The sequence below is a fragment of the Alloacidobacterium dinghuense genome (genome assembly GCF_014274465.1).
Lineage (GTDB): Bacteria > Acidobacteriota > Terriglobia > Terriglobales > Acidobacteriaceae > Alloacidobacterium > Alloacidobacterium dinghuense.
On record NZ_CP060394.1, the window covers coordinates 3,139,306 to 3,157,024 of the forward strand.

Sequence of the window (17,719 nt, forward strand, 5' to 3'; positions counted from 1 at the left end):
CACTTCTCATTCTCGAACGACAATACACCTGTATAGCTGTATAGTCCACGATCATTTCTACACTGTAAACAGCATGAGCAAACCACGAATCGGCTTTCATCTTTCTACTGCTGGAGGGGTTTTCAACGCGGCTGAGCGCGCCAACCAGATTGGAGCCAACACCTTTCAAATCTTCTCATCCAGCCCGCGTATGTGGCGACCCGCCCGCCTTGAACAGGTCCATTGCGAGCGGATGCGCGAGCTCCGGAAGAACTACGACTGCTGGCCGCTCGTTATCCATACCAGCTATCTGGTAAATCTTTGCAGTCAGTCAGAAGTCGTCCGAGCCAAGTCCATCTCCGCTTTCCACGGCGAGATCGAGCGTGCCCTGGCTCTCGGAGCCGAGTATCTGGTCCTCCATCCGGGCTCGTGGCGCGGCCTCACTCGCGAAGAGGGCCTGCGGCTGGCAGCGGAATCCATTGCAAAATCGCTCGACGGACTCAACCCGCAGATCAACGATTTCCAAATCCTGATCGAAAACACCGCCGGCGCGGAATTTTCTCTCGGAAGCAGCTTCGAGCAGGTAGCCGAACTCATTCACCGCCTCCGCAACGTCGCTCCCGTCGGCGCCTGCCTTGACACCTGCCATACCCACGTTTCCGGATACGACATCGTCACCGAAAAGGGCTACGAAGAAACTGCGCGCCAGATCGAAGCGACTATCGGTGCGAAAGCTGTCCGCGTGTGGCACACCAACGACGCCAAAGCAGCACGCGGCTCAAAGCTGGACCGACACGAACAAATCGGCCGAGGAACGATCGGCGTCGAAGCCTTCCGCCGCCTGCTCAACGATAAGCGATTCGCGCATTGCGCCTTCATCGCAGAGGTTCCCGTCGAGCAGCCCAACGACGACCAGAAAAACGTTGCCCTGCTCAAGTCTCTCGTTCATCCAACAGAGAAAGCGGGCAAACCAACAGCAAATAGGGCGAATCGTAAACAATCGGTAAAATAAGAGGAGTATGTCTTCAGTCAAGCCCACAGAAACCGCTGCAATGGCAGCGACAGGCGGAGCTTCTCCCGAAGTCCGCTACACCCCTGCTGAAATTGAACCGCGCTGGCAAGAGCGCTGGGCCGAGCAACCTGATCTCTACGCCGCCGAACCGGCATCCAGCGGCAAGCCCAAATACTATGTGCTTGAGATGCTGCCCTATCCTTCGGGCCAGCTCCACATGGGCCACGTTCGCAACTATGCCATTGGTGATGCTTTGGCCCGATACATGTGGATGCAAGGCTACAACGTGCTCCACCCGATGGGCTGGGATGCCTTCGGTCTGCCTGCGGAAAACGCGGCCATCAAAAACAACACACCGCCACGCGCCTGGACTACATCCAACATCGCCGCCATGAAGCGGCAGATGAACCGTATTGGCCTCAGCTACGATTGGGCTAACGAAGTCACCACCTGCCTGCCCGACTATTACCGCTGGAATCAGTGGTTCTTTATACGCATGTTCGAACGGGGCCTGGCGTATCGCAAGAAAAGCAAAGTGAACTGGTGTCCGAAGTGCTGCACGGTCCTCGCCAACGAGCAGGTCATCAACGGACGCTGCTGGCGGCACGAAGACACCATCGTCGAACAGCGCGATCTGGAGCAGTGGTTCCTGCGCATTACCGACTACGCCCAGGAATTGCTCGAGGACCTGGACAAGCTCGAAGGCTGGCCGGAAAAAGTGCGCACCATGCAGCGCAACTGGATCGGCCGCAGCGAGGGCGCGGAAGTCGACTTCGAAGTAGAAGACGCGACCCACACGCCGGTTGACGAGCTTCAGCAGGTGCGCCACAAGGGCACAGCCGTTTTGTCCGCAGTTGAAAATCTCAAAACAACCGGCGCCAGGATCACCGTCTTCACTACGCGCATCGACACGATCTATGGGGCGACCAGCATCATCCTTGCTCCGGAGCATGCGCTGGTAAAGGAGTTTGCCACCGCAAACGCCGAGCTTGCTGAGCAGGTAAACGCGCTCTTGGAGCAGCAAAAGAGGGCACGCGAGGCCGGTGATATCGGCGAGATTGAAAAGCACGGCGTCTTTACCGGTCACTATGCCGTCAATCCGTTCAACAATGAGCGACTGCCGATTTGGGTCGCCAATTACATCCTCGGCGAATACGGCACGGGCGCGATCATGTCGGTCCCTGCACACGACGAGCGCGACTACGAATTCGCCCAAAAGTACGGCATCGAGATGCGCATCGTCATTCTGCCGCGGCGCACGGAGGATGCCGACGGCAAGGGCGAAACGGAATCGACGCTGCCCTACACCGATGAAGACAGCCTGCTGATCAATTCCTGCGATTTCAGCTCGATGGGCAACAAAGAAGCGCAGCAGAAGATGATCGCCTTCGTCGAAGAAAACAAATTCGGAAAGGCAACCATCAGTTTTCGTCTGAGGGACTGGGGCGTAAGCCGACAGCGCTACTGGGGCACGCCCATTCCCATGCTCTACTGCGAGAAGGATGGGATTGTCGCCGTTCCTGACGATCAGTTGCCGGTGCTCCTGCCCGACAACGTCGAGATCACGCAGGAAGGTGGGTCGCCGCTCGCCAAGCTGCCGGAATTCGTGAACACTACCTGCCCGAAGTGTGGAGGGCCCGCGCGCCGCGAAACGGACACCATGGACACCTTCGTCGATTCGTCCTGGTACTTCTACCGCTATACAAGCGCGAAGGATGACAAAGCACCATTCGACTCAGCCGCGATCGACTACTGGTTCCCCATCGACCAGTACATCGGCGGCGTCGAGCATGCAATTCTGCACCTGATCTATTCGCGTTTCTGGACCAAAGTGATGCGCGATCTTAGGCTCGTCAAAAACGACGAACCAGCCGACCGCCTCTTCACCCAGGGCATGGTGATCAAGAACGGCGCAAAGATGTCGAAGTCGAAGGGCAATGTGGTTTCGCCCGATGACATGATCGCCCGCTACGGGGCAGACGCCACTCGCATGTACTCGCTCTTTGCCGCGCCACCAGACCGTGACCTCGACTGGCAGGAGGACGGTGTTGCAGGCGTGAGCCGATTCCTGGGCCGTGTCTACCGCTTTGTGATGAAGGCAGCTCCGGGAATGCGCCAGCCGACCACGGCGAGTGGAACCCAACTGGACGCAGCAATCGCACCGAATCTCGAACGCAAGCTGCATCAGACAATTCACAAAATTACGCAGGATTTTGCAGGACGTTGGCACTTCAATACCTCCATCGCCGCAATCATGGAGTTGTTGAATCTACTCAACGAACACGAAGATGCAATCGTTGCCGCTGTCGAATCCGACGGCCGAGCACGTGAGATCATCACGAATCTCGTGCTCTTGCTCGCGCCGTTTGCCCCTTACCTCGCTGCGGAATTGTGGGGAGAGATTGGCGGGACCACCGCAGTCAATAAAGAGCCCTGGCCGAAAGCAGACCCGGGCAAAATGGCCGAATCGACAATCGAAATTCCTGTGCAGGTGAACGGAAAACTGCGAGCCGTAGTTAGCGTACCCGCAGACGCCGACCAGGACGCGACGCAGGCAGCGGTAATGGCCGATGCAAGAGTGCAGGCGGCCACTGCGGGCAAGCAGATCGTCAAGGTGATCGTCGTTCCCGGCAAGCTCACTAACATCGTAGTGAAGGGCTGATGTCGCCTCGGGAAACGGTTCGCGGGACGCAATCTCTGGTTCATACTCTGGCGGGCTGTTGGTCGCGTCCCTCACTCCTTGTTCTGGAAATCGCATGGCGCTGGCTCTTTGGCGCCCCTGCGCTTCTCCTTCTCTACTATGAAGGCGCGCGCATCCTGGCTGCAACAGCCAGCCAGATTGAAACCACAGGAATCGAACAGTTCTCGCTCCAGGACCCGATGCACGGCGCCGTCATGATCGCCGACGCTATTGCCGTGCTCAAGCCGCCCGTTCTGCACACGGCGAGTTGGCTCTTTCCGCTGCTTGCAGTGGGATGGGCCATCGTCTCCGGCATTGGCCGCAATCTCGTTCTGCGACGCTATGACTCAACATTTCAGATGAGGCCACTGCCACTCATCTTCCTGCAATTGCTGCGTGTTGCCGCACTTGGCGGCACTTTTGTCGGATGGTTCCTTGCAATTCACTGGGCTGCGAATTACGCGCTTCCGGACGCGGAGCCGAACCTCGTTCTCTACTGCGCTCTCGTCATCTGCCTTTCGTTGGGAATCTTCACGCTTTGGGCGCTCCTGAGCTGGATTTTCTCGATCGCGCCGCTGCTCGTAGTTCTCGAAAACTGCGGAGTCGCGACGAGTCTCCATCGCAGCCTGCATCTCGGCCCTCTCAAGGGCAAGCTGGTTGAAGTGAATCTCGTCATGGGCATCATCAAACTGGCGCTCATCGTGTTGGCCATGGTCTTCTCAGCCACGCCGCTTCCCTTTGAATCCGTTATGCAGGGAGCGCCGCTTTACATTTGGTGGGCCTTGGTATCGCTGATGTACCTTGCCGCCTCAGACTTTTTCCAGGTCGCCCGATTGGTGGCCTTCATACAGTTCTGGCGTTTGTTCAAAGGATCGCAGTCAAATTCATCCCCAACTTTCGCAGCGTCAAAGTAAACTGATAAGTGGATACCTCGTCGATCGTCATCCTTGATTTTGGCTCCCAGTACACACAACTCATAGCGCGCCGCATTCGCGAGCAGAATGTCTTTTCTGTGGTCCTGCCCTGCACGGCAAAGCTTGAGGAGATTCAAAGCTGCAAGCCAATCGGCATCGTTCTCTCCGGCGGACCCTGCTCGGTCTACGATGCTGATGCACCCAACGCCGATCCCGCGGTCTTAAATCTGGGTAAACCAATCCTCGGCATCTGCTACGGCCTGCAATTCATCACGCATCATCTCGGTGGCAAAGTCCGCTCTGCCGAGAAGCGGGAGTACGGCCACGCCGAAGTCTCTATCGTCGATCCGGCTATACCGCTCTTTGCCGGCCTGCCCGTCAATCTCCATGTCTGGATGTCCCACGGCGACGAGGCGCTCGATCTTCCACCCGGCTTTCATCTCACCGCAAGAACATCCAACGCCGTCGCAGGCATCGCAAACCCCGACCGTAATATCTGGGCCGTTCAGTTCCATCCCGAAGTACACCACACGCGCCACGGAACGGAACTCCTGCGCAACTTCCTCTTCAACGTGTGCAAAGCAAAGCCGGACTGGACGCCTGAACACTTTATCAAGTCCACCGTCGCCGCCATTCGAGAAAAAGTGGGCGATGGGCACGCTATCTGCGCGCTCTCCGGTGGCGTCGACTCCTCGGTCGCGGCAGTGCTCGTACATCGCGCTATCGGCGACCGACTCACCTGCGTCTTCGTTGACAATGGCGTGCTGCGCAAGAACGAATTCTTCAAAGTCCAGGAAAATCTTTGCGAGAAGCTCGGCCTGAACCTCGTCGCCGTCGATGCCAGCGGACGCTTTCTCTCGCGCCTCGCCGGCGTCACCGATCCGGAAACCAAACGCAAGATCATCGGCAACGAATTCATCAGCGTCTTCGACGATGAAGCGCATCGCATCGCGCAGCAGACCGGCGGAGTCGACTGGCTCGTGCAGGGTACGCTCTACCCCGACGTCATCGAGTCCTCATCCGTCAAAGGCCCATCGCAAACCATCAAGAGCCATCACAATGTCGGCGGCCTGCCCGAGACGATGAAGCTCAAACTCATCGAACCGCTGCGCGACCTCTTCAAGGATGAAGTCCGCCGCATTGGCCGCGATATGAAGATGCCGGAAGACATCCTGCAGCGCCAGCCGTTCCCCGGTCCGGGCCTTGCCGTCCGCATCCTCGGCGAGATCACTCCGGAGCGCGTAGCGTTACTGCAGGAAGCCGACGACATCGTCGTCACCGAAATCAAAGCCGCCGGACTCTACCAGCAGATCTGGCAGTCGTTTGCGGTTCTGCTTCCGGTCAAGAGTGTCGGCGTTATGGGCGACCAACGCACCTACGCCTACACCTGCGCCATCCGCGCAGTGCATTCTGAAGATGGCATGACCGCCGATTGGGTGCCCTTGCCCTATGACGTACTCAAGCGCATCTCCAGCCGCATCGTCAACGAGATTCGCGGCATCAACCGCGTCGTCTACGACATCACCTCAAAACCACCCGGCACCATCGAGTGGGAGTAGGCACTGCGCGTCGAGCGAAAGAACCTGACTGCAGAGGACACCGCACTCCACTCATTGCACTACATAGAGCGCCGAGGCATGCGGAGCGAGTGTGACTTTCAAAGCAGTGCTCGCGCCCAGGTCCTTCTTCTGCCACAAATCCCGCAGCGTATGATTAGCAACAGACAGGCCAAGCTCATTCCAGTCATAAGAAAGAGCCTGCTCTGTCTCGCCGATGTTGAAAGCGGCCACATACTGCTTTCCGTCAGCGCCTTTCGCCGTCCACACGACCGTGGAATCCGTCTGAATCACCGGCTTGTTCCCGCTCGAATGCTGATCGACCGCAATCACTTCCGGATTCGTCAGCAATAATTCCGTGAATGTATCCATCTGCGTGAGATTCGCACCGAGGATCAGCGGCGAGCGCGCAATCGACCACAATGTAATCAGCGTCTGCTGTTCGTCTGCGGTCAGGCGTGTATGTCGCGGATCGCCCCAGCCCGGCTTCGGCCCAATGTATCCCAGCGGAAGCATATCGGCATCCGGCCAGTGTCCCGGCTCGACGTGCGCAGACCACTGCGCCAACTTTGCGAATTGCCCAGTTAAAGACTGCGGAAATGCGCTCGCATCCGCATCCGGCTTCTTCCACACATCCCAGAAGTCATCGGAAATCCGCCACAGCTGCGCATATTTTCCGTACATCGTCTGCCTGCTCAATCGGAGTCGGTCCCGGAGAAAGACTCAACACAATTAGCCGTCCGCTCTTCTTGAGCGCGGCGCTCATCATATGAATTTCATCCGCGTCGTACGGCTGCGAGATGCAATCGACATTGATGAAGTCTAGCCCCCAGCTCGCGTAGAGCTTCGCCAGCGAATCGTAGTAGGCCTGCCCCGCTGCATTCGCCTTCAGGCCATAATTGTCCGGATTCCACCGGCACAGATCGGAAGTATTCGCGGCTTCCGCAGCATGAAGCGACGTCCCCGCAATCGGCAGATTCTTCTCCACTGCTTCTTTCGGAATACCCCGAATGATATGGATTCCAAATTTCAGCCCCAGCGAATGAACGTAGTCACCAAGAGGTTTTAGCCCTGCATCCCCTCCACTTGAGGGAAAACGATTGGGAGCGGGCAGATATCTGCCATTTTTATCGAGCGTATAGCCCTGGTCGGCCCCTTTTGTCCCGGCGTTCTCGGCGTGCTGAAGATACCAGCCCTCATCGATGACGACATACTGCCATCCATACCGCTTCAAATGCTTGTTGAACCACTCAATGTTTGCCTTGAACTGATCTTCAGTAATTGTCAGACCGTACGAATCCCAGCTGTTCCAGCCCATCGGCGGCACTGGCGCAAGTACTGCCCGACTCTGCGCTAGAAGAGAAGTTCCCGCAAGCATCGTGAGCGTGAATGCGCAGCCGTGAATAAAACGCTTCATTGGCAACCTCGGAGAACGTTTTCCTTCAAGCCGTCCCAGTGTACTGCAAGCCTCCGCGCGCTCATTTGGTCCGCAGCACTCCGACGCTGATCAACACTTGAACACTTTCCTGTATACTCCAATGTTTATGCGGGTTTTCGTCATTCTTCCAGCAGCGGGCCTGGGCACGCGCATGGCTGTAGGCCATCACGCCCCGTCGGCGCCCAAGCAGTTCCTTGAATTGGCGGGCGTGCCTATCCTTATTCACAGCCTGCGGGCCTTTGCGCAAGTTCCGCAGGTGAGCGCCATGTACGTGGCCGTTCGCAGCAATGAGCGAGACCGAGTGGAGGCCCAGGTAGCCGAATACGGCTTCGCCGATAAGGTTCACATCGTGACTGGCGGCGATACTCGGCAGGAAAGCGTGGCCAATGCGCTGGATACCCTTCACTGCGATGACAACGATATCGTGCTGGTGCACGACGCAGTGCGTCCCCTGATAGACGCGGCCACCATTATCCGCACGATCGAAGCAGTCGAGAAGCATAACGCCGCCATCGTCGGCCTGCCTGCCGTGGATACGATCAAGCAAGTGGAACGCACGGCAGACGGAGCGATCATCACCGCTACAATTCCACGCGAATACATTGTGCAGGCACAAACGCCGCAAGGCTTCCACTATGGCCTGCTCAAACGCGCCTTCGCCGAAGCCACGGCCGACGGCTTCCTGGGAACCGATGAAGCCAGCATCGTCGAACGGGCTGGTGCGTCTGTGGCAGTCGTACTAGGCTCATCCGCGAATCTCAAAATTACACAGCCGGGGGACCTTGATCTCGCGGAGTTTCATCTCAAGCAGTTGGCGGGCTCGCGTCATTAGTACATTAGAAAGAGACAACTCATGAACATGCGAATTGGATTTGGCTGGGATTCACATGCCTTCAAACCAGGAGTGCCGCTGAAAATCGGCGGCCTTGCCATTGACCACCCCGAAGGGCTGGCTGGCCACTCCGACGGAGACGTGTTGCTTCACGCCATCACGGACGCCCTGCTCGGCGCAGTTTCTGCTGGAGACATCGGCAGCTTCTTCCCGCCCGGCGATCCGCGCTGGAAAAATGCAGACTCGGCAATTTTTCTGAACGTGGCGCTTGAAGAAATTCAGAACGCCGGCTACCGCATCGTCAACGTCGATACAACGCTCGTCCTCGCCGCTCCCAAGATCGGGCCCATCGCCGGTGACATGCGCGAGCGCGTGGCGGAACTGCTCGACATCAAGCCGAATGCGGTCGGCATCAAGGCGAAGACGCCGGAAGGCCTCAACGCGGACCACGTAGCTCAGGCCCACGCGGCTGTATTGCTCGAACAGGTCGAAGATCCGACACAGCTCAAGAGCATGACGGCAGTCATCGAAAGCCAGAAACAGCTGGAAGATGTCGTCAAGGACCTCGTAAGCCAGGTGCACGGGACTCCGGAACGCAAGAAGACCTTCGACACCGAAGACATAACCTAGAGCCAACCAGCCACGGAGAACGCATGAACCGGATGCTTGCTCTTGCCTCTCTCATCTTTGCCGCTGCGCCGCTTTTACAGGCGCAGCAGAGCAAGTCCGACTGGCTCACACCCGCTGAAAAATCCGATTACCGGACCACTCCTGACTACGCCGAAACGATGGCGTACCTTCAGCGCGTCGCGTCAGCAGCGCCAAACACCGTGCAAATCGAAAAGTTCGGAGAAACCGGTGAAGGCCGCGACCTTGACATCGTGATCGCGTCGAAAGACAGCGTCTTCGATCCATCTGCCATTCACGCTGCGCATCGCCCTGTCGTGCTCGTGCAGAACTCCATCCATGCCGGTGAGATGGACGGCAAAGACTCCTGCCTCGCACTGTTGCGCGATATGGTGATCACCAAAACGCAGCAGCATCTGCTCGACGATGCCGTGTTCGTCTTCATCCCGATCTACAATGCCGACGGCCATGAGCAGCGCTCGAAATACAATCGCATCAACCAGAACGGCCCCGAAGAAATGGGCTGGCGCGCCAACGGCACGAACCTCAATCTCAACCGCGACTACCTCAAAGCCGACGCACCCGAGACCCGCGCCTTCCTCAAGATGTTCCACGAGTGGCTGCCTGACTTCTTCGTCGACGATCACGTAACCGACGGCGCCGACTATCAGTACGACGTCACCTTCACTATCGACGACGGCCCCAATATTTATGGCCCCACTGCGCGCTGGATCGACGACACCGTTACGCCATACCTCACGAAATCCGTCGATGACAGCGGCCACCTCGCTTCGCCCACCTACATCACTCTGATTGACGACACGGATCCGGCAAAAGGCCTGGCCTTCAACGACAACCCGCCGCGCTTCTCAACCGGATACATGATCCTCGAAAACCGTCCCGGCATGCTCGTCGAACTGCACATGCTCAAGGACTATAAAACGCGCGTCACCGGAAACTACGAGATCCTGCGCGCTCTGATGGAAGTCGTTAATCGCGACGCCGCCAAGCTCATCCAACTGAACGCAGATGCCGACGCGGATGCCTCTCGCCTCGGCGCGCACCCGCTCAGCAATGTGCAGTTCCCGCTCTCCGTCGCATGGAACGGCCAGACAACGCCATTTCTTTTTCGCGGATACAAATACACGCGCCAGCTCAGCGAAGTCTCTGGAGCCATGTGGATCAGCTACTCTCATGAGCCCTGGGATGTCTCACTGCCGCTGGCTTCCGGATTCAAGGTTGCCGCGTCGACGGTTCCTCCAGCGGCGTACATCATCCCGCGCCAGTGGACTCATGTGATCGATGTTCTGAGCGCACACCAGGTGCAAATGCAGCGCACAACCGCGGAGTGGAGCGGTCAGGTAGAAACTTACCACTGCAATGGCATGCAGTGGCAAGGCCCTCCCTTTGAGGGCCGCCATCCTCTCTTCCCCGGAGAAGGCGGCGGTCAGCCGGGCAAGTTCGGCAGCTGTGAATTCGTAACCAAAACAATGACATATCCGGCGGGCTCCGTTGTCGTCCCGCTGAATCAACGGCTATCGAAAGTCGTCATCGAGTGGCTCGAACCGCAAGGCCCTGACTCTGCCGTTGCCTGGGGATTCTTCGATCCGAGCTTCGAGCAGAAGGAATATGGTGAAGCCTATGTGCTCGAAAAGCTCTCCCGCGAAATGATGGAGAAGGACCCGAAGCTTAAGGCCGAATTCGAGCGCAAGATTGAGAATGATCCGCCGTTCGCCGCCAATCCATCGGAGCGCCTCGAATTCTTCTACGAGCACTCACCCTGGTACGCCGCGAACCATGTGGGCGATTACCCTGTCGGGCGTCTTACCAAACTCGACGGCCTGCCACTCGAAAAGTAGGCACACGTTTTGCGTTGCCGCCCTGCAAGGCAATCAGCTAAGCTGATGCGAAATTCACATTGTGAGGCACTCCAATGGATCAGCATCAGTTACACGCCCTGCAAGCCATGATGGTTTTTCTGCCCCTTTTCATCATCATCGGTTCGCTCATCGTTGTTATTCCTTACTGGATGATCTTCAAGAAAGCAGGCTTTCCGCCGTTTCTTGGCATTCTTATGGTGGTACCGATCGTCAACCTTGTGCTGCTGTACGTTCTCGCTTTTTCCCCGTGGAAGGTTATGCCGCCAAATCCAAACGCATACCCAGTACCCAACTATCCTCCACAGATCTAACGAACCCCCCGGCCATTTTGCGAAGCGGCGCGGAGTCTCGTAGCATCAAGAGTGAACCTTCATTCAAAGATGTCAGACACTGGAAGCACCCCCCGCGTCCGTTTCGCGCCCTCCCCTACCGGCTATCTCCACGTAGGCGGCGCTCGCACTGCCCTCTTCAACTGGCTTTTCGCGCGCCACTTCGGTGGAACCTTTATCCTGCGCATTGAAGACACCGACTTCGAACGCTCCTCTGAAGAGATGGTCGAAGGCATTCTCGAAGGCATGCGCTGGATCGGCCTCGACTGGGATGAAGGCCCGTTTTATCAATCGAAGCGGCTCGATCTCTACCGCGAGACAGCCCAGAAGCTATTGGCCAGCGGCCACGCCTATTACTGCTTCTGCACAAAAGAAGAGCTGGAGCAGCGGCGCGCTACGGCAGTCGCGGCTGGACGTCCGCCGATGTATGACCGCCGCTGCCGAAAGATTGAGCCTACCGTCGCAGCCGGTCGCAAAGCTGCGGGAGAAGCCGGCGCCATGCGTTTCGCCGTTCCCGAAGGCGGAGCGACAAGCTTCGATGACGCCGTCTTCGGCAAAGTGGAATTCGCCAACGCGGAAATCGAAGACTTCGTACTCCTGCGTTCCGACGGAATCCCGACCTATCATCTCAGCGTCGTCACCGACGACATCGACATGCGTCTCACCCACATCATCCGCGGCGCGGACCACATCTCGAACACTCCCAAGCAGGTGCTTCAATATCAGGCTCTCGGCGTGACTATGCCCGTCTTCGCGCATGTGCCGCTCATTCTCGGCCCTGACAAGACACGGCTCTCCAAGCGCCACGGCGCCACCAGCGTCATCGCCTACAAAGAAATGGGCATCGTACCCGAAGCGTTTCGCAATTTCCTCGCACTACTCGGATGGACACCCGGAGCCGCCGGCAAAGATGAAGAAGGAAAAGACCGCGAGCTCTTTGGCTCGGATGAGTTGATTCGTCTCTTTTCACTTGGCGGCATTTCCAAATCGAACGCTGTTTTCGACAACGACAAACTCGCCTGGTTCAACACTGAATACATCCGCGCCTATGATGCAACAAAGCTGCTCCCATTGATTGAAGAAGAATGGGCAAAGGCAGTATTCGCGCCCGATCGCCGAGGCGAACAAGTGCTCGCCACCATCGATCTGGTCAAGCCTCGCGCACGCAATCTCAAGGACTTCGCCACAGCCTTCCGCGCCTATTTCAGCGATGACTTCGCCTATGATCCGGCCGCCGTGACCAAGTTCCTCAAAGACGATGCCGTTCGCGCGCTGCTTGTCGAACTGGCCTCACGCTATGAGGCCGCCGCCGAATTCACTGAAGCATCCACAGAACAGATCCTGCGCACATTCGCAGAAGAAAAGAGCGTGAAGGCCGGAGCATTGATCAATGGCGCCCGCGTCGCCCTTACTGGACAGGCTGTCGCCCCCAGTCTCTTCGCGGTGATGGTGAATTTAGGCAAGGAGCGCGTCACGAAGCGGCTTGCTGCTGCAGAAGCAGTCGCCGTTTCCAGTTAGCTACTTCGCAATCAGACTGACAGCCACCGGAACTGTCTTCGGCGGATAGCAGGAATTCGCATCGCAAGCCTGATACCGCAGCCCAGCCTGCACCAGATGCTCGCCGCGCTCCGCCGTGACATGCGCGCGCAGAACGAACTCCCCGCTATACACACTCAGCTTGTCATTCGGACTGAACGCCGGCGAATACTCCGTGCCTGTCGGGAAATCCACACTCGCGACGTTTACGCCAGTAGGCTCTCCGACCATGAGCTGTGTAGGAATCAGGCTTTTTTCACGGGGCGTATGCGAATTGATGTGGAGTCCATCGTTCACCCGAAAATGCAATTCCACCACGCTGGCCTTACCTGCCTCCACCGTGACCTGCTCAGGATATAGAAACTGCACAAATTGCTTCTGGTTCCCTTTCGACTGCCCATCGCTCTGCCACGCAAGCTGTTGCGAAACGGCAAACTGCAACCCCAGGCAAAAGGTTCCGGCTAATAAAATCGAGAGCACCCGACGCATTGAATTACGCTCCACCCGCCAGAGCCTTCTTGATATTCGCCTCAAGCTCGTCGCGGTCATGCAGGCCAATGGTTGATGCAACCACCTTTCCGCTGCGGTCCACAAAGAAGGAAGTCGGCAGCGCATCCACTCCACCGTAGGGGTGCGAAATGGAATCGCCGTCGATCAACACCGGATAGTCGATGTGCATGTTGCTTACAAACTTGGCAATGTCTGCCTTGTCCTGCGCATTCTGCTTCTTATCGTCCTTGTCCAGATCGTCGGTCGAAATGCCGAGAATCTCAAAGCCCTGCGACGCATACTGATCGCGCAGCTTGATCAGCCACGGCGTCTCCACTTTGCATGGAGCGCACCACGTAGCCATAAAATTCACGAGGACGGCCTTTCCTTTGTAGCTGGCGAGCGAGACCTTCTGTCCCTGCAGATTTTCCAGCGTAAATGCCGGAGCCGGCTTTCCTTCGAGTGGCGATTTCTCTTCCTCCGCCGGTATGGATGCCGCGTCGCTGGATGAAGGCGATGCCACCGGCACCAGCATTGCCTGCATCTGCTGCAGCTTCTGCGCCTCGGCTTTGCGGCGACGATAGTTCGCCACTCCCGACCAGACCATCAGCACGAGCGCTGCAACAACCAGAATCAGAACCAGATGATTGCGTTTCAAAGTTCAAGCCTTTCTTCTGCTTCTTCCATTTTAAGGGATGACAGTGGCACCGGACATTATCTCCCGTACTTCCCGCCTGTCGAGCATCCGGCGCCTTTGATACCATCCAAAATGTTTGGTCATCATGGCGCAACACACCCCGGCACAACTCGTCCGCATTGAAGCCGAAGCCTTGCAGCAGCTTGCCGCCCGCCTCGAAGGCACCATGGCAGCGGATTTTGAGCGGGCTGTAGACCTCATCGTCCAATGCGGACAATCCCGCGGCCGCGTCGTTGTCACCGGCATGGGCAAGAGCGGCATCATCGCACAGAAAATCGCCGCCACGCTCAGCTCCACCGGAAGCCCGGCGCTTTTCCTGCACCCCGCGGAAGCCGTGCACGGCGACCTCGGCATGCTGGCGCGCGGCGATGTTGTCGTCGCCCTCTCCGCCAGTGGCGAAACCGAAGAAATCCTGCGCCTTCTTGCCACCATCAAGCGCATCGGCGACGCCCTCATCACCTTCTGCTGCAATCTGAAATCGACCCTCGCTCTCGCCAGCGATGTAGCGCTCGATTGCAGCGTCCCACAAGAGGCTTGCGGCATGGGACTCGCGCCCACCGCATCCACAACCGCCATGCTCGCCCTGGGTGATGCGCTAGCCATCGCCGTTTCGCTGCGCAAGGGCTTCCGCGCCGAAGACTTTGCCGATCTTCATCCCGGCGGCAAGCTGGGCAAAAAGCTCTCTCGCGTTCATCACTTAATGCATTCGGGAGACGCAATTCCGCGTGTCAGCCTCAGCACACCCATGAGCGAGGTTATCTATGAAATGTCGCGCAAAGGCCTCGGCATGACCACGGTCGAAGACGCAGGCAAGCTCGCCGGCATTATCAGCGACGGTGATCTCCGCCGTCTGCTCGAACGCGACGGCTCACACGTCCTCGAAAAAACCGCAGGCGAAGCCATGAACCGAACTCCGAAAACCATCGGCTCGGAAGAGCTGGCGGTGCGAGCCCTGAGCATCATGGAAGAGAAAAAAATCACCTCCCTGGTGGTCGTAAACAGCGCATCCCAAATCCTGGGAGTTGTCCACCTCCACGATCTCTGGGAAACGGAGCTGATATAAACCTCGATGATCCTGAAAATCGTCAGTGTGGGCGATCCTGTTCTGCGCAAGCAGGCACGCCCACTCAAATCCGATGAAATCCGTAGCAGTCAGATTCAAGACCTGATCGCCTACATGCGCGACACGATGCACGACGCTCCCGGCGTCGGCCTGGCAGCGCCGCAGATCGGCCAGCTCCTGCAACTTGCCGTAATCGAAGACAAGTCTGACTATCACAAGAACTTAAGCCAGTCCGACCTGAAAGATCGCGACCGCAAACCGGTTCCCTTCCACGTCATCATCAACCCTCAGATCGAACTGCTCACTCCATCCAACATCGCCTTCCATGAAGGCTGCCTCAGCCTTCCCGGATTCATGGCGGTCGTCCCGCGAGCATCGAGGATCCGCGTTATCTGCCTCGACGAGCACGGCCAGTCACGGACCATTGAAGCAACCGGCTGGTACGCCCGCATCCTGCAGCACGAGATCGATCACCTGAACGGCCGCGTCTACATCGACAGAATGCAGAGCGAGACCTTTTCCACGCTCGATAACTATCAGAAAAACCTGAAGAAATAGCCGACGATAAGCAGCCGCGCCCCGCGCCAGCATCCCATGTGATAGAACATGGTGACAATGCCCGACGGAACATCCACAGCCAAGCAGCCCATTGAAGGCGCGCAAGACCGCGTCATCGAAGCCGCGCAGAAAAAGACACTTACAGCCGAATCCGCTCCTGCCTCGCAGGAAACCTCTCTGGCTGAAGTGAAGAAACCACGAGCCGGATTACTCAAAAATCTCGGGAAGCTGAAACCGCTTCTGCCCATCCTCTACGGCGGTCTGCGCATGGTGGACCACGGCGCAGTGCAGATCCTTGCGCAATTGGTGAATCTTGCCAGTGGAACCACCCCAGCACAATCCGCCGCTCAAGAAGAGTTGCACCAGGAACTGGTCGAAATCGAGACCGGCCACCGGGAACTCCATCTCCAGATCCAGGATCAGACGGTTGAGATGCAGCGCATCAAAGATCAGGTCACGCTCCTGCGGCAAACGGTCGAGCGCAACGCAACCGAGCACACCGAGCTTGTGGATAACGTGAAATCTCTCCGCAACCTCCTCCGTGTCATGGGCGCCGGACTTGCCATTCTGCTGGCAGTCCTCATCACGCTTACCGCCCTGCTCCTGACCCGTCACCACTAGTAGATTCGATAAGCACCTCAGTCTTCACTCGATAGAGCACGGCCTTCCCGTGCAGTGTCGCTGGCTGGAAACGGTATTGGCGCACGGCTTCCAGGCCTTTTTGATCCAGACTCTGCACTGCTGAGCGCTGTTTAGCGCTCACTTCCTCGGCAGCCGCCTTCACCAGTTGAACGTCGTGTGGATTCCCTTGCACGTCCACCAACACCGAGAAGACACATATACCGCTCATTTTTTCCGACGGGCCTTGTCCGAAGATTCGGGATCGGGAGCATAAATCACCTTCGGGAAGACCACATCATGGTCGTCCGGCCCATAAGTCTGCGGGGATTGAGAATCTTTGGCGGCCCCTATGCTGGCGCGATTTCGTTCCCTTGCCGATGGAACAAAAATCAGTGTTGCCAAGGAAGACAAAGACCCTCTGCCGTCAGCGTTTCATCGTGCTCCTGTCCAAACTACCACCCCCGGCATTGTTGACCCGATGATCGCGTCGACCGCATTCGAGGGCGCAGACTCTTTGCCATGCGCAACTGCGGTCACCCTGTAGCAGCGGTTTCCGTCTATGACATTGTCGAACGTGTAAAAAAGCTGGACCTGCTCTTTCGTCGCCATAATCCATGACTTTGTTAGAGCGCAAGTCGTTCTCGAAAAGTAAATTCCGTAGGTCCCCGTATCCGATCCGTCCGGATTCGGCACCCAGGCCAGGGCCACGATATGGCCGGCGCTGGAAGCCATGACTACTTTCAAGATGGGCGGCGAAGGCGGCGGAGTTTGATTCCCGCTATTATCGGGAATCTGCACAGTGATCGCGCCCGATGGTGGCGAATCCGGCTCATTCGGCGCCGTTGCTGTCACGAAATAGCAATAGGTTGCGCTCGCATCGACCTTCGTGTCTACGTAGGTCGGAGACGTAAGTAACGCGAGTAACGAGAATTTCGGGTCGGTTGCACTAATATAGTTTGGGCAAGTTTCGGTCGCGCGGTAAGCTTTGAATCCTACATCCCCAGACTGCGGGTTCCAGTTAAGCGTTACGCTATGCGACTGCGCCGGAGCGCCGAACAAAACGCTCAGAAATGCAGTCAAGATTGCTGAAATGGCCGTTTTCATTTTCCCTCCGAAGGAACTCTGCAAAGCCGCGGTTGAAACACATAAACAACAGGCACCGCGCCGTTGCTGGTTCCGGGTTTTGGTTGTGAATGGCCTGAAGGTAGTTCTTGATCACCTGCTCGGTGATTCCGACGACACTGAGAATCCAGTGGCGCTATTTCACCGAATAGCTGCGCATCCAGACGGGGTGAGAAGGCCGGTTGAAAGTATTTATCTGCTGCTCATATGCAATAGGCGCAGCCCGTGCTTCTGCCGATTGGGCGATCGCATCGGACGGAGCCTCTGTACTGGTCTGCGATTTCTCTCCACAGCCAACGGAACACAAGACAAAACTGCAACGCGCAGCAGGGGTGCTACCCGAAAGGCTTTGTCGATCGAGATAGCAGGCATATCGACTTCGTTTC

General features: G+C 57.4%; 18 protein-coding genes. 12 read left to right on the top strand and 6 right to left on the bottom strand.

Annotation, left to right across the window (positions count from 1 at the left end; translation table 11 throughout):
- The first annotated feature begins 73 nt into the window (after positions 1 to 73).
- From H7849_RS12870 to guaA, 4 genes are read left to right on the top strand one after another with little or no spacing between them, the layout of a single operon-like run.
- The gene (locus tag H7849_RS12870) at positions 74 to 991 is read left to right on the top strand and encodes a deoxyribonuclease IV (protein WP_186739709.1); all 918 of its coding nucleotides are present in this window, start codon (positions 74 to 76) and stop codon (positions 989 to 991) included.
- Positions 992 to 998: 7 nt separating this feature from the next.
- The gene (gene leuS / locus H7849_RS12875; RefSeq protein WP_251106243.1) at positions 999 to 3,653 is read left to right on the top strand and encodes a leucine--tRNA ligase; all 2,655 of its coding nucleotides are present in this window, start codon (positions 999 to 1,001) and stop codon (positions 3,651 to 3,653) included.
- Positions 3,653 to 4,585, top strand: a complete 933-nt coding sequence (locus H7849_RS12880; protein WP_186739711.1) for a hypothetical protein — start codon at positions 3,653 to 3,655, stop codon at positions 4,583 to 4,585. Before leuS ends, H7849_RS12880 begins: the two co-directional genes overlap by 1 nt.
- 8 nt (positions 4,586 to 4,593) lie before the next feature.
- Positions 4,594 to 6,144 (top strand): glutamine-hydrolyzing GMP synthase, encoded by a 1,551-nt coding sequence (gene guaA, locus H7849_RS12885; RefSeq protein ID WP_186739713.1) that lies wholly within the window; start codon positions 4,594 to 4,596, stop codon positions 6,142 to 6,144.
- A gap of 51 nt (positions 6,145 to 6,195) precedes the next feature.
- Here the strand turns inward: guaA and H7849_RS26835 are convergent, their stop codons facing one another.
- A complete protein-coding gene (locus H7849_RS26835; RefSeq protein ID WP_251106244.1) occupies positions 6,196 to 6,825 on the bottom strand; it encodes an alpha-galactosidase in 630 nt (209 codons plus the stop codon).
- Positions 6,785 to 7,558, bottom strand: a complete 774-nt coding sequence (locus H7849_RS26840; RefSeq protein ID WP_251106245.1) for an alpha-galactosidase — start codon at positions 7,556 to 7,558, stop codon at positions 6,785 to 6,787. Before H7849_RS26840 ends, H7849_RS26835 begins: the two co-directional genes overlap by 41 nt.
- Positions 7,559 to 7,685: 127 nt before the next feature.
- Between H7849_RS26840 and ispD the strand changes: the two genes are divergently transcribed.
- The 5 genes from ispD (at position 7,686) to gltX (ending at position 12,765) form a co-directional block, all read left to right on the top strand.
- Positions 7,686 to 8,411, top strand: coding sequence for a 2-C-methyl-D-erythritol 4-phosphate cytidylyltransferase (ispD, locus tag H7849_RS12895; RefSeq protein WP_186747481.1), 726 nt, complete (start codon positions 7,686 to 7,688; stop codon positions 8,409 to 8,411).
- Positions 8,412 to 8,432: 21 nt separating this feature from the next.
- Positions 8,433 to 9,041, top strand: coding sequence for a 2-C-methyl-D-erythritol 2,4-cyclodiphosphate synthase (gene ispF, locus H7849_RS12900; protein ID WP_186739715.1), 609 nt, complete (start codon positions 8,433 to 8,435; stop codon positions 9,039 to 9,041).
- 23 nt (positions 9,042 to 9,064) lie between these two features.
- Positions 9,065 to 10,897, top strand: a complete 1,833-nt coding sequence (locus tag H7849_RS12905) for a M14 family metallopeptidase (RefSeq protein ID WP_251106246.1) — start codon at positions 9,065 to 9,067, stop codon at positions 10,895 to 10,897.
- A 74-nt stretch (positions 10,898 to 10,971) separates the two neighbouring features.
- Positions 10,972 to 11,229: a hypothetical protein gene (locus H7849_RS12910; protein WP_222439638.1), complete on the top strand. Its 258-nt coding sequence runs from the start codon at positions 10,972 to 10,974 to the stop codon at positions 11,227 to 11,229.
- 51 nt (positions 11,230 to 11,280) lie between these two features.
- On the top strand, positions 11,281 to 12,765 hold the full coding sequence (gene gltX / locus H7849_RS12915) for a glutamate--tRNA ligase (protein ID WP_251106247.1): 1,485 nt from the start codon (positions 11,281 to 11,283) through the stop codon (positions 12,763 to 12,765).
- Here gltX and H7849_RS12920 read toward each other — a convergent pair whose 3' ends face one another.
- Together H7849_RS12920 and H7849_RS12925 are read right to left on the bottom strand one after the other, a co-directional pair.
- The gene (locus H7849_RS12920; RefSeq protein ID WP_186739717.1) at positions 12,766 to 13,272 is read right to left on the bottom strand and encodes a protein-disulfide reductase DsbD domain-containing protein; all 507 of its coding nucleotides are present in this window, start codon (positions 13,270 to 13,272) and stop codon (positions 12,766 to 12,768) included.
- Positions 13,273 to 13,276: 4 nt separating this feature from the next.
- Entirely contained in the window at positions 13,277 to 13,930 is a 654-nt protein-coding gene (locus H7849_RS12925; RefSeq protein ID WP_186739719.1) for a TlpA family protein disulfide reductase, read from the bottom strand.
- A 124-nt stretch (positions 13,931 to 14,054) separates the two neighbouring features.
- Between H7849_RS12925 and H7849_RS12930 the strand changes: the two genes are divergently transcribed.
- The 3 genes from H7849_RS12930 to H7849_RS12940 are packed head-to-tail and all read left to right on the top strand — an operon-like array spanning position 14,055 to position 16,211.
- Positions 14,055 to 15,032 carry a KpsF/GutQ family sugar-phosphate isomerase gene (locus tag H7849_RS12930; RefSeq protein WP_186739721.1) on the top strand — a complete coding sequence of 326 codons (978 nt, stop codon included), beginning with the start codon at positions 14,055 to 14,057 and terminating at the stop codon, positions 15,030 to 15,032.
- A 6-nt stretch (positions 15,033 to 15,038) separates the two neighbouring features.
- Positions 15,039 to 15,590, top strand: a complete 552-nt coding sequence (gene def / locus H7849_RS12935) for a peptide deformylase (RefSeq protein WP_186739723.1) — start codon at positions 15,039 to 15,041, stop codon at positions 15,588 to 15,590.
- A 48-nt stretch (positions 15,591 to 15,638) separates the two neighbouring features.
- Positions 15,639 to 16,211: a hypothetical protein gene (locus H7849_RS12940; protein WP_186739724.1), complete on the top strand. Its 573-nt coding sequence runs from the start codon at positions 15,639 to 15,641 to the stop codon at positions 16,209 to 16,211.
- Here H7849_RS12940 and H7849_RS12945 read toward each other — a convergent pair.
- Both H7849_RS12945 and H7849_RS12950 read right to left on the bottom strand, forming a co-directional pair.
- A complete protein-coding gene (locus H7849_RS12945; RefSeq protein ID WP_186739726.1) occupies positions 16,180 to 16,440 on the bottom strand; it encodes an energy transducer TonB in 261 nt (86 codons plus the stop codon). The two genes, H7849_RS12940 and H7849_RS12945, sit on opposite strands and share 32 nt — an antisense overlap.
- 203 nt (positions 16,441 to 16,643) lie before the next feature.
- Positions 16,644 to 17,315 (bottom strand): fibronectin type III domain-containing protein, encoded by a 672-nt coding sequence (locus H7849_RS12950; RefSeq protein WP_186739728.1) that lies wholly within the window; start codon positions 17,313 to 17,315, stop codon positions 16,644 to 16,646.
- Between the last annotated feature and the right edge of the window lie 404 nt (positions 17,316 to 17,719).

What these genes read in the sequence shown, in the direction of transcription:
- H7849_RS12870 (WP_186739709.1), top strand. Translation starts at nt 74, where the DNA reads ATGAGCAAACCACGAATCGGCTTTCATCTTTCTACTGCTGGAGGGGTT.
- leuS (WP_251106243.1), top strand. Translation starts at nt 999, where the DNA reads ATGTCTTCAGTCAAGCCCACAGAAACCGCTGCAATGGCAGCGACAGGC.
- H7849_RS12880 (WP_186739711.1), top strand. Translation starts at nt 3,653, where the DNA reads ATGTCGCCTCGGGAAACGGTTCGCGGGACGCAATCTCTGGTTCATACT.
- H7849_RS26835 (WP_251106244.1), bottom strand. Translation starts at nt 6,825, where the DNA reads ATGTACGGAAAATATGCGCAGCTGTGGCGGATTTCCGATGACTTCTGG.
- H7849_RS26840 (WP_251106245.1), bottom strand. Translation starts at nt 7,558, where the DNA reads ATGAAGCGTTTTATTCACGGCTGCGCATTCACGCTCACGATGCTTGCG.
- ispD (WP_186747481.1), top strand. Translation starts at nt 7,686, where the DNA reads ATGCGGGTTTTCGTCATTCTTCCAGCAGCGGGCCTGGGCACGCGCATG.
- ispF (WP_186739715.1), top strand. Translation starts at nt 8,433, where the DNA reads ATGAACATGCGAATTGGATTTGGCTGGGATTCACATGCCTTCAAACCA.
- H7849_RS12905 (WP_251106246.1), top strand. Translation starts at nt 9,065, where the DNA reads ATGAACCGGATGCTTGCTCTTGCCTCTCTCATCTTTGCCGCTGCGCCG.
- H7849_RS12910 (WP_222439638.1), top strand. Translation starts at nt 10,972, where the DNA reads ATGGATCAGCATCAGTTACACGCCCTGCAAGCCATGATGGTTTTTCTG.
- H7849_RS12920 (WP_186739717.1), bottom strand. Translation starts at nt 13,272, where the DNA reads ATGCGTCGGGTGCTCTCGATTTTATTAGCCGGAACCTTTTGCCTGGGG.
- H7849_RS12930 (WP_186739721.1), top strand. Translation starts at nt 14,055, where the DNA reads ATGGCGCAACACACCCCGGCACAACTCGTCCGCATTGAAGCCGAAGCC.
- def (WP_186739723.1), top strand. Translation starts at nt 15,039, where the DNA reads ATGATCCTGAAAATCGTCAGTGTGGGCGATCCTGTTCTGCGCAAGCAG.
- H7849_RS12940 (WP_186739724.1), top strand. Translation starts at nt 15,639, where the DNA reads ATGGTGACAATGCCCGACGGAACATCCACAGCCAAGCAGCCCATTGAA.
- H7849_RS12945 (WP_186739726.1), bottom strand. Translation starts at nt 16,440, where the DNA reads ATGAGCGGTATATGTGTCTTCTCGGTGTTGGTGGACGTGCAAGGGAAT.
- H7849_RS12950 (WP_186739728.1), bottom strand. Translation starts at nt 17,315, where the DNA reads ATGAAAACGGCCATTTCAGCAATCTTGACTGCATTTCTGAGCGTTTTG.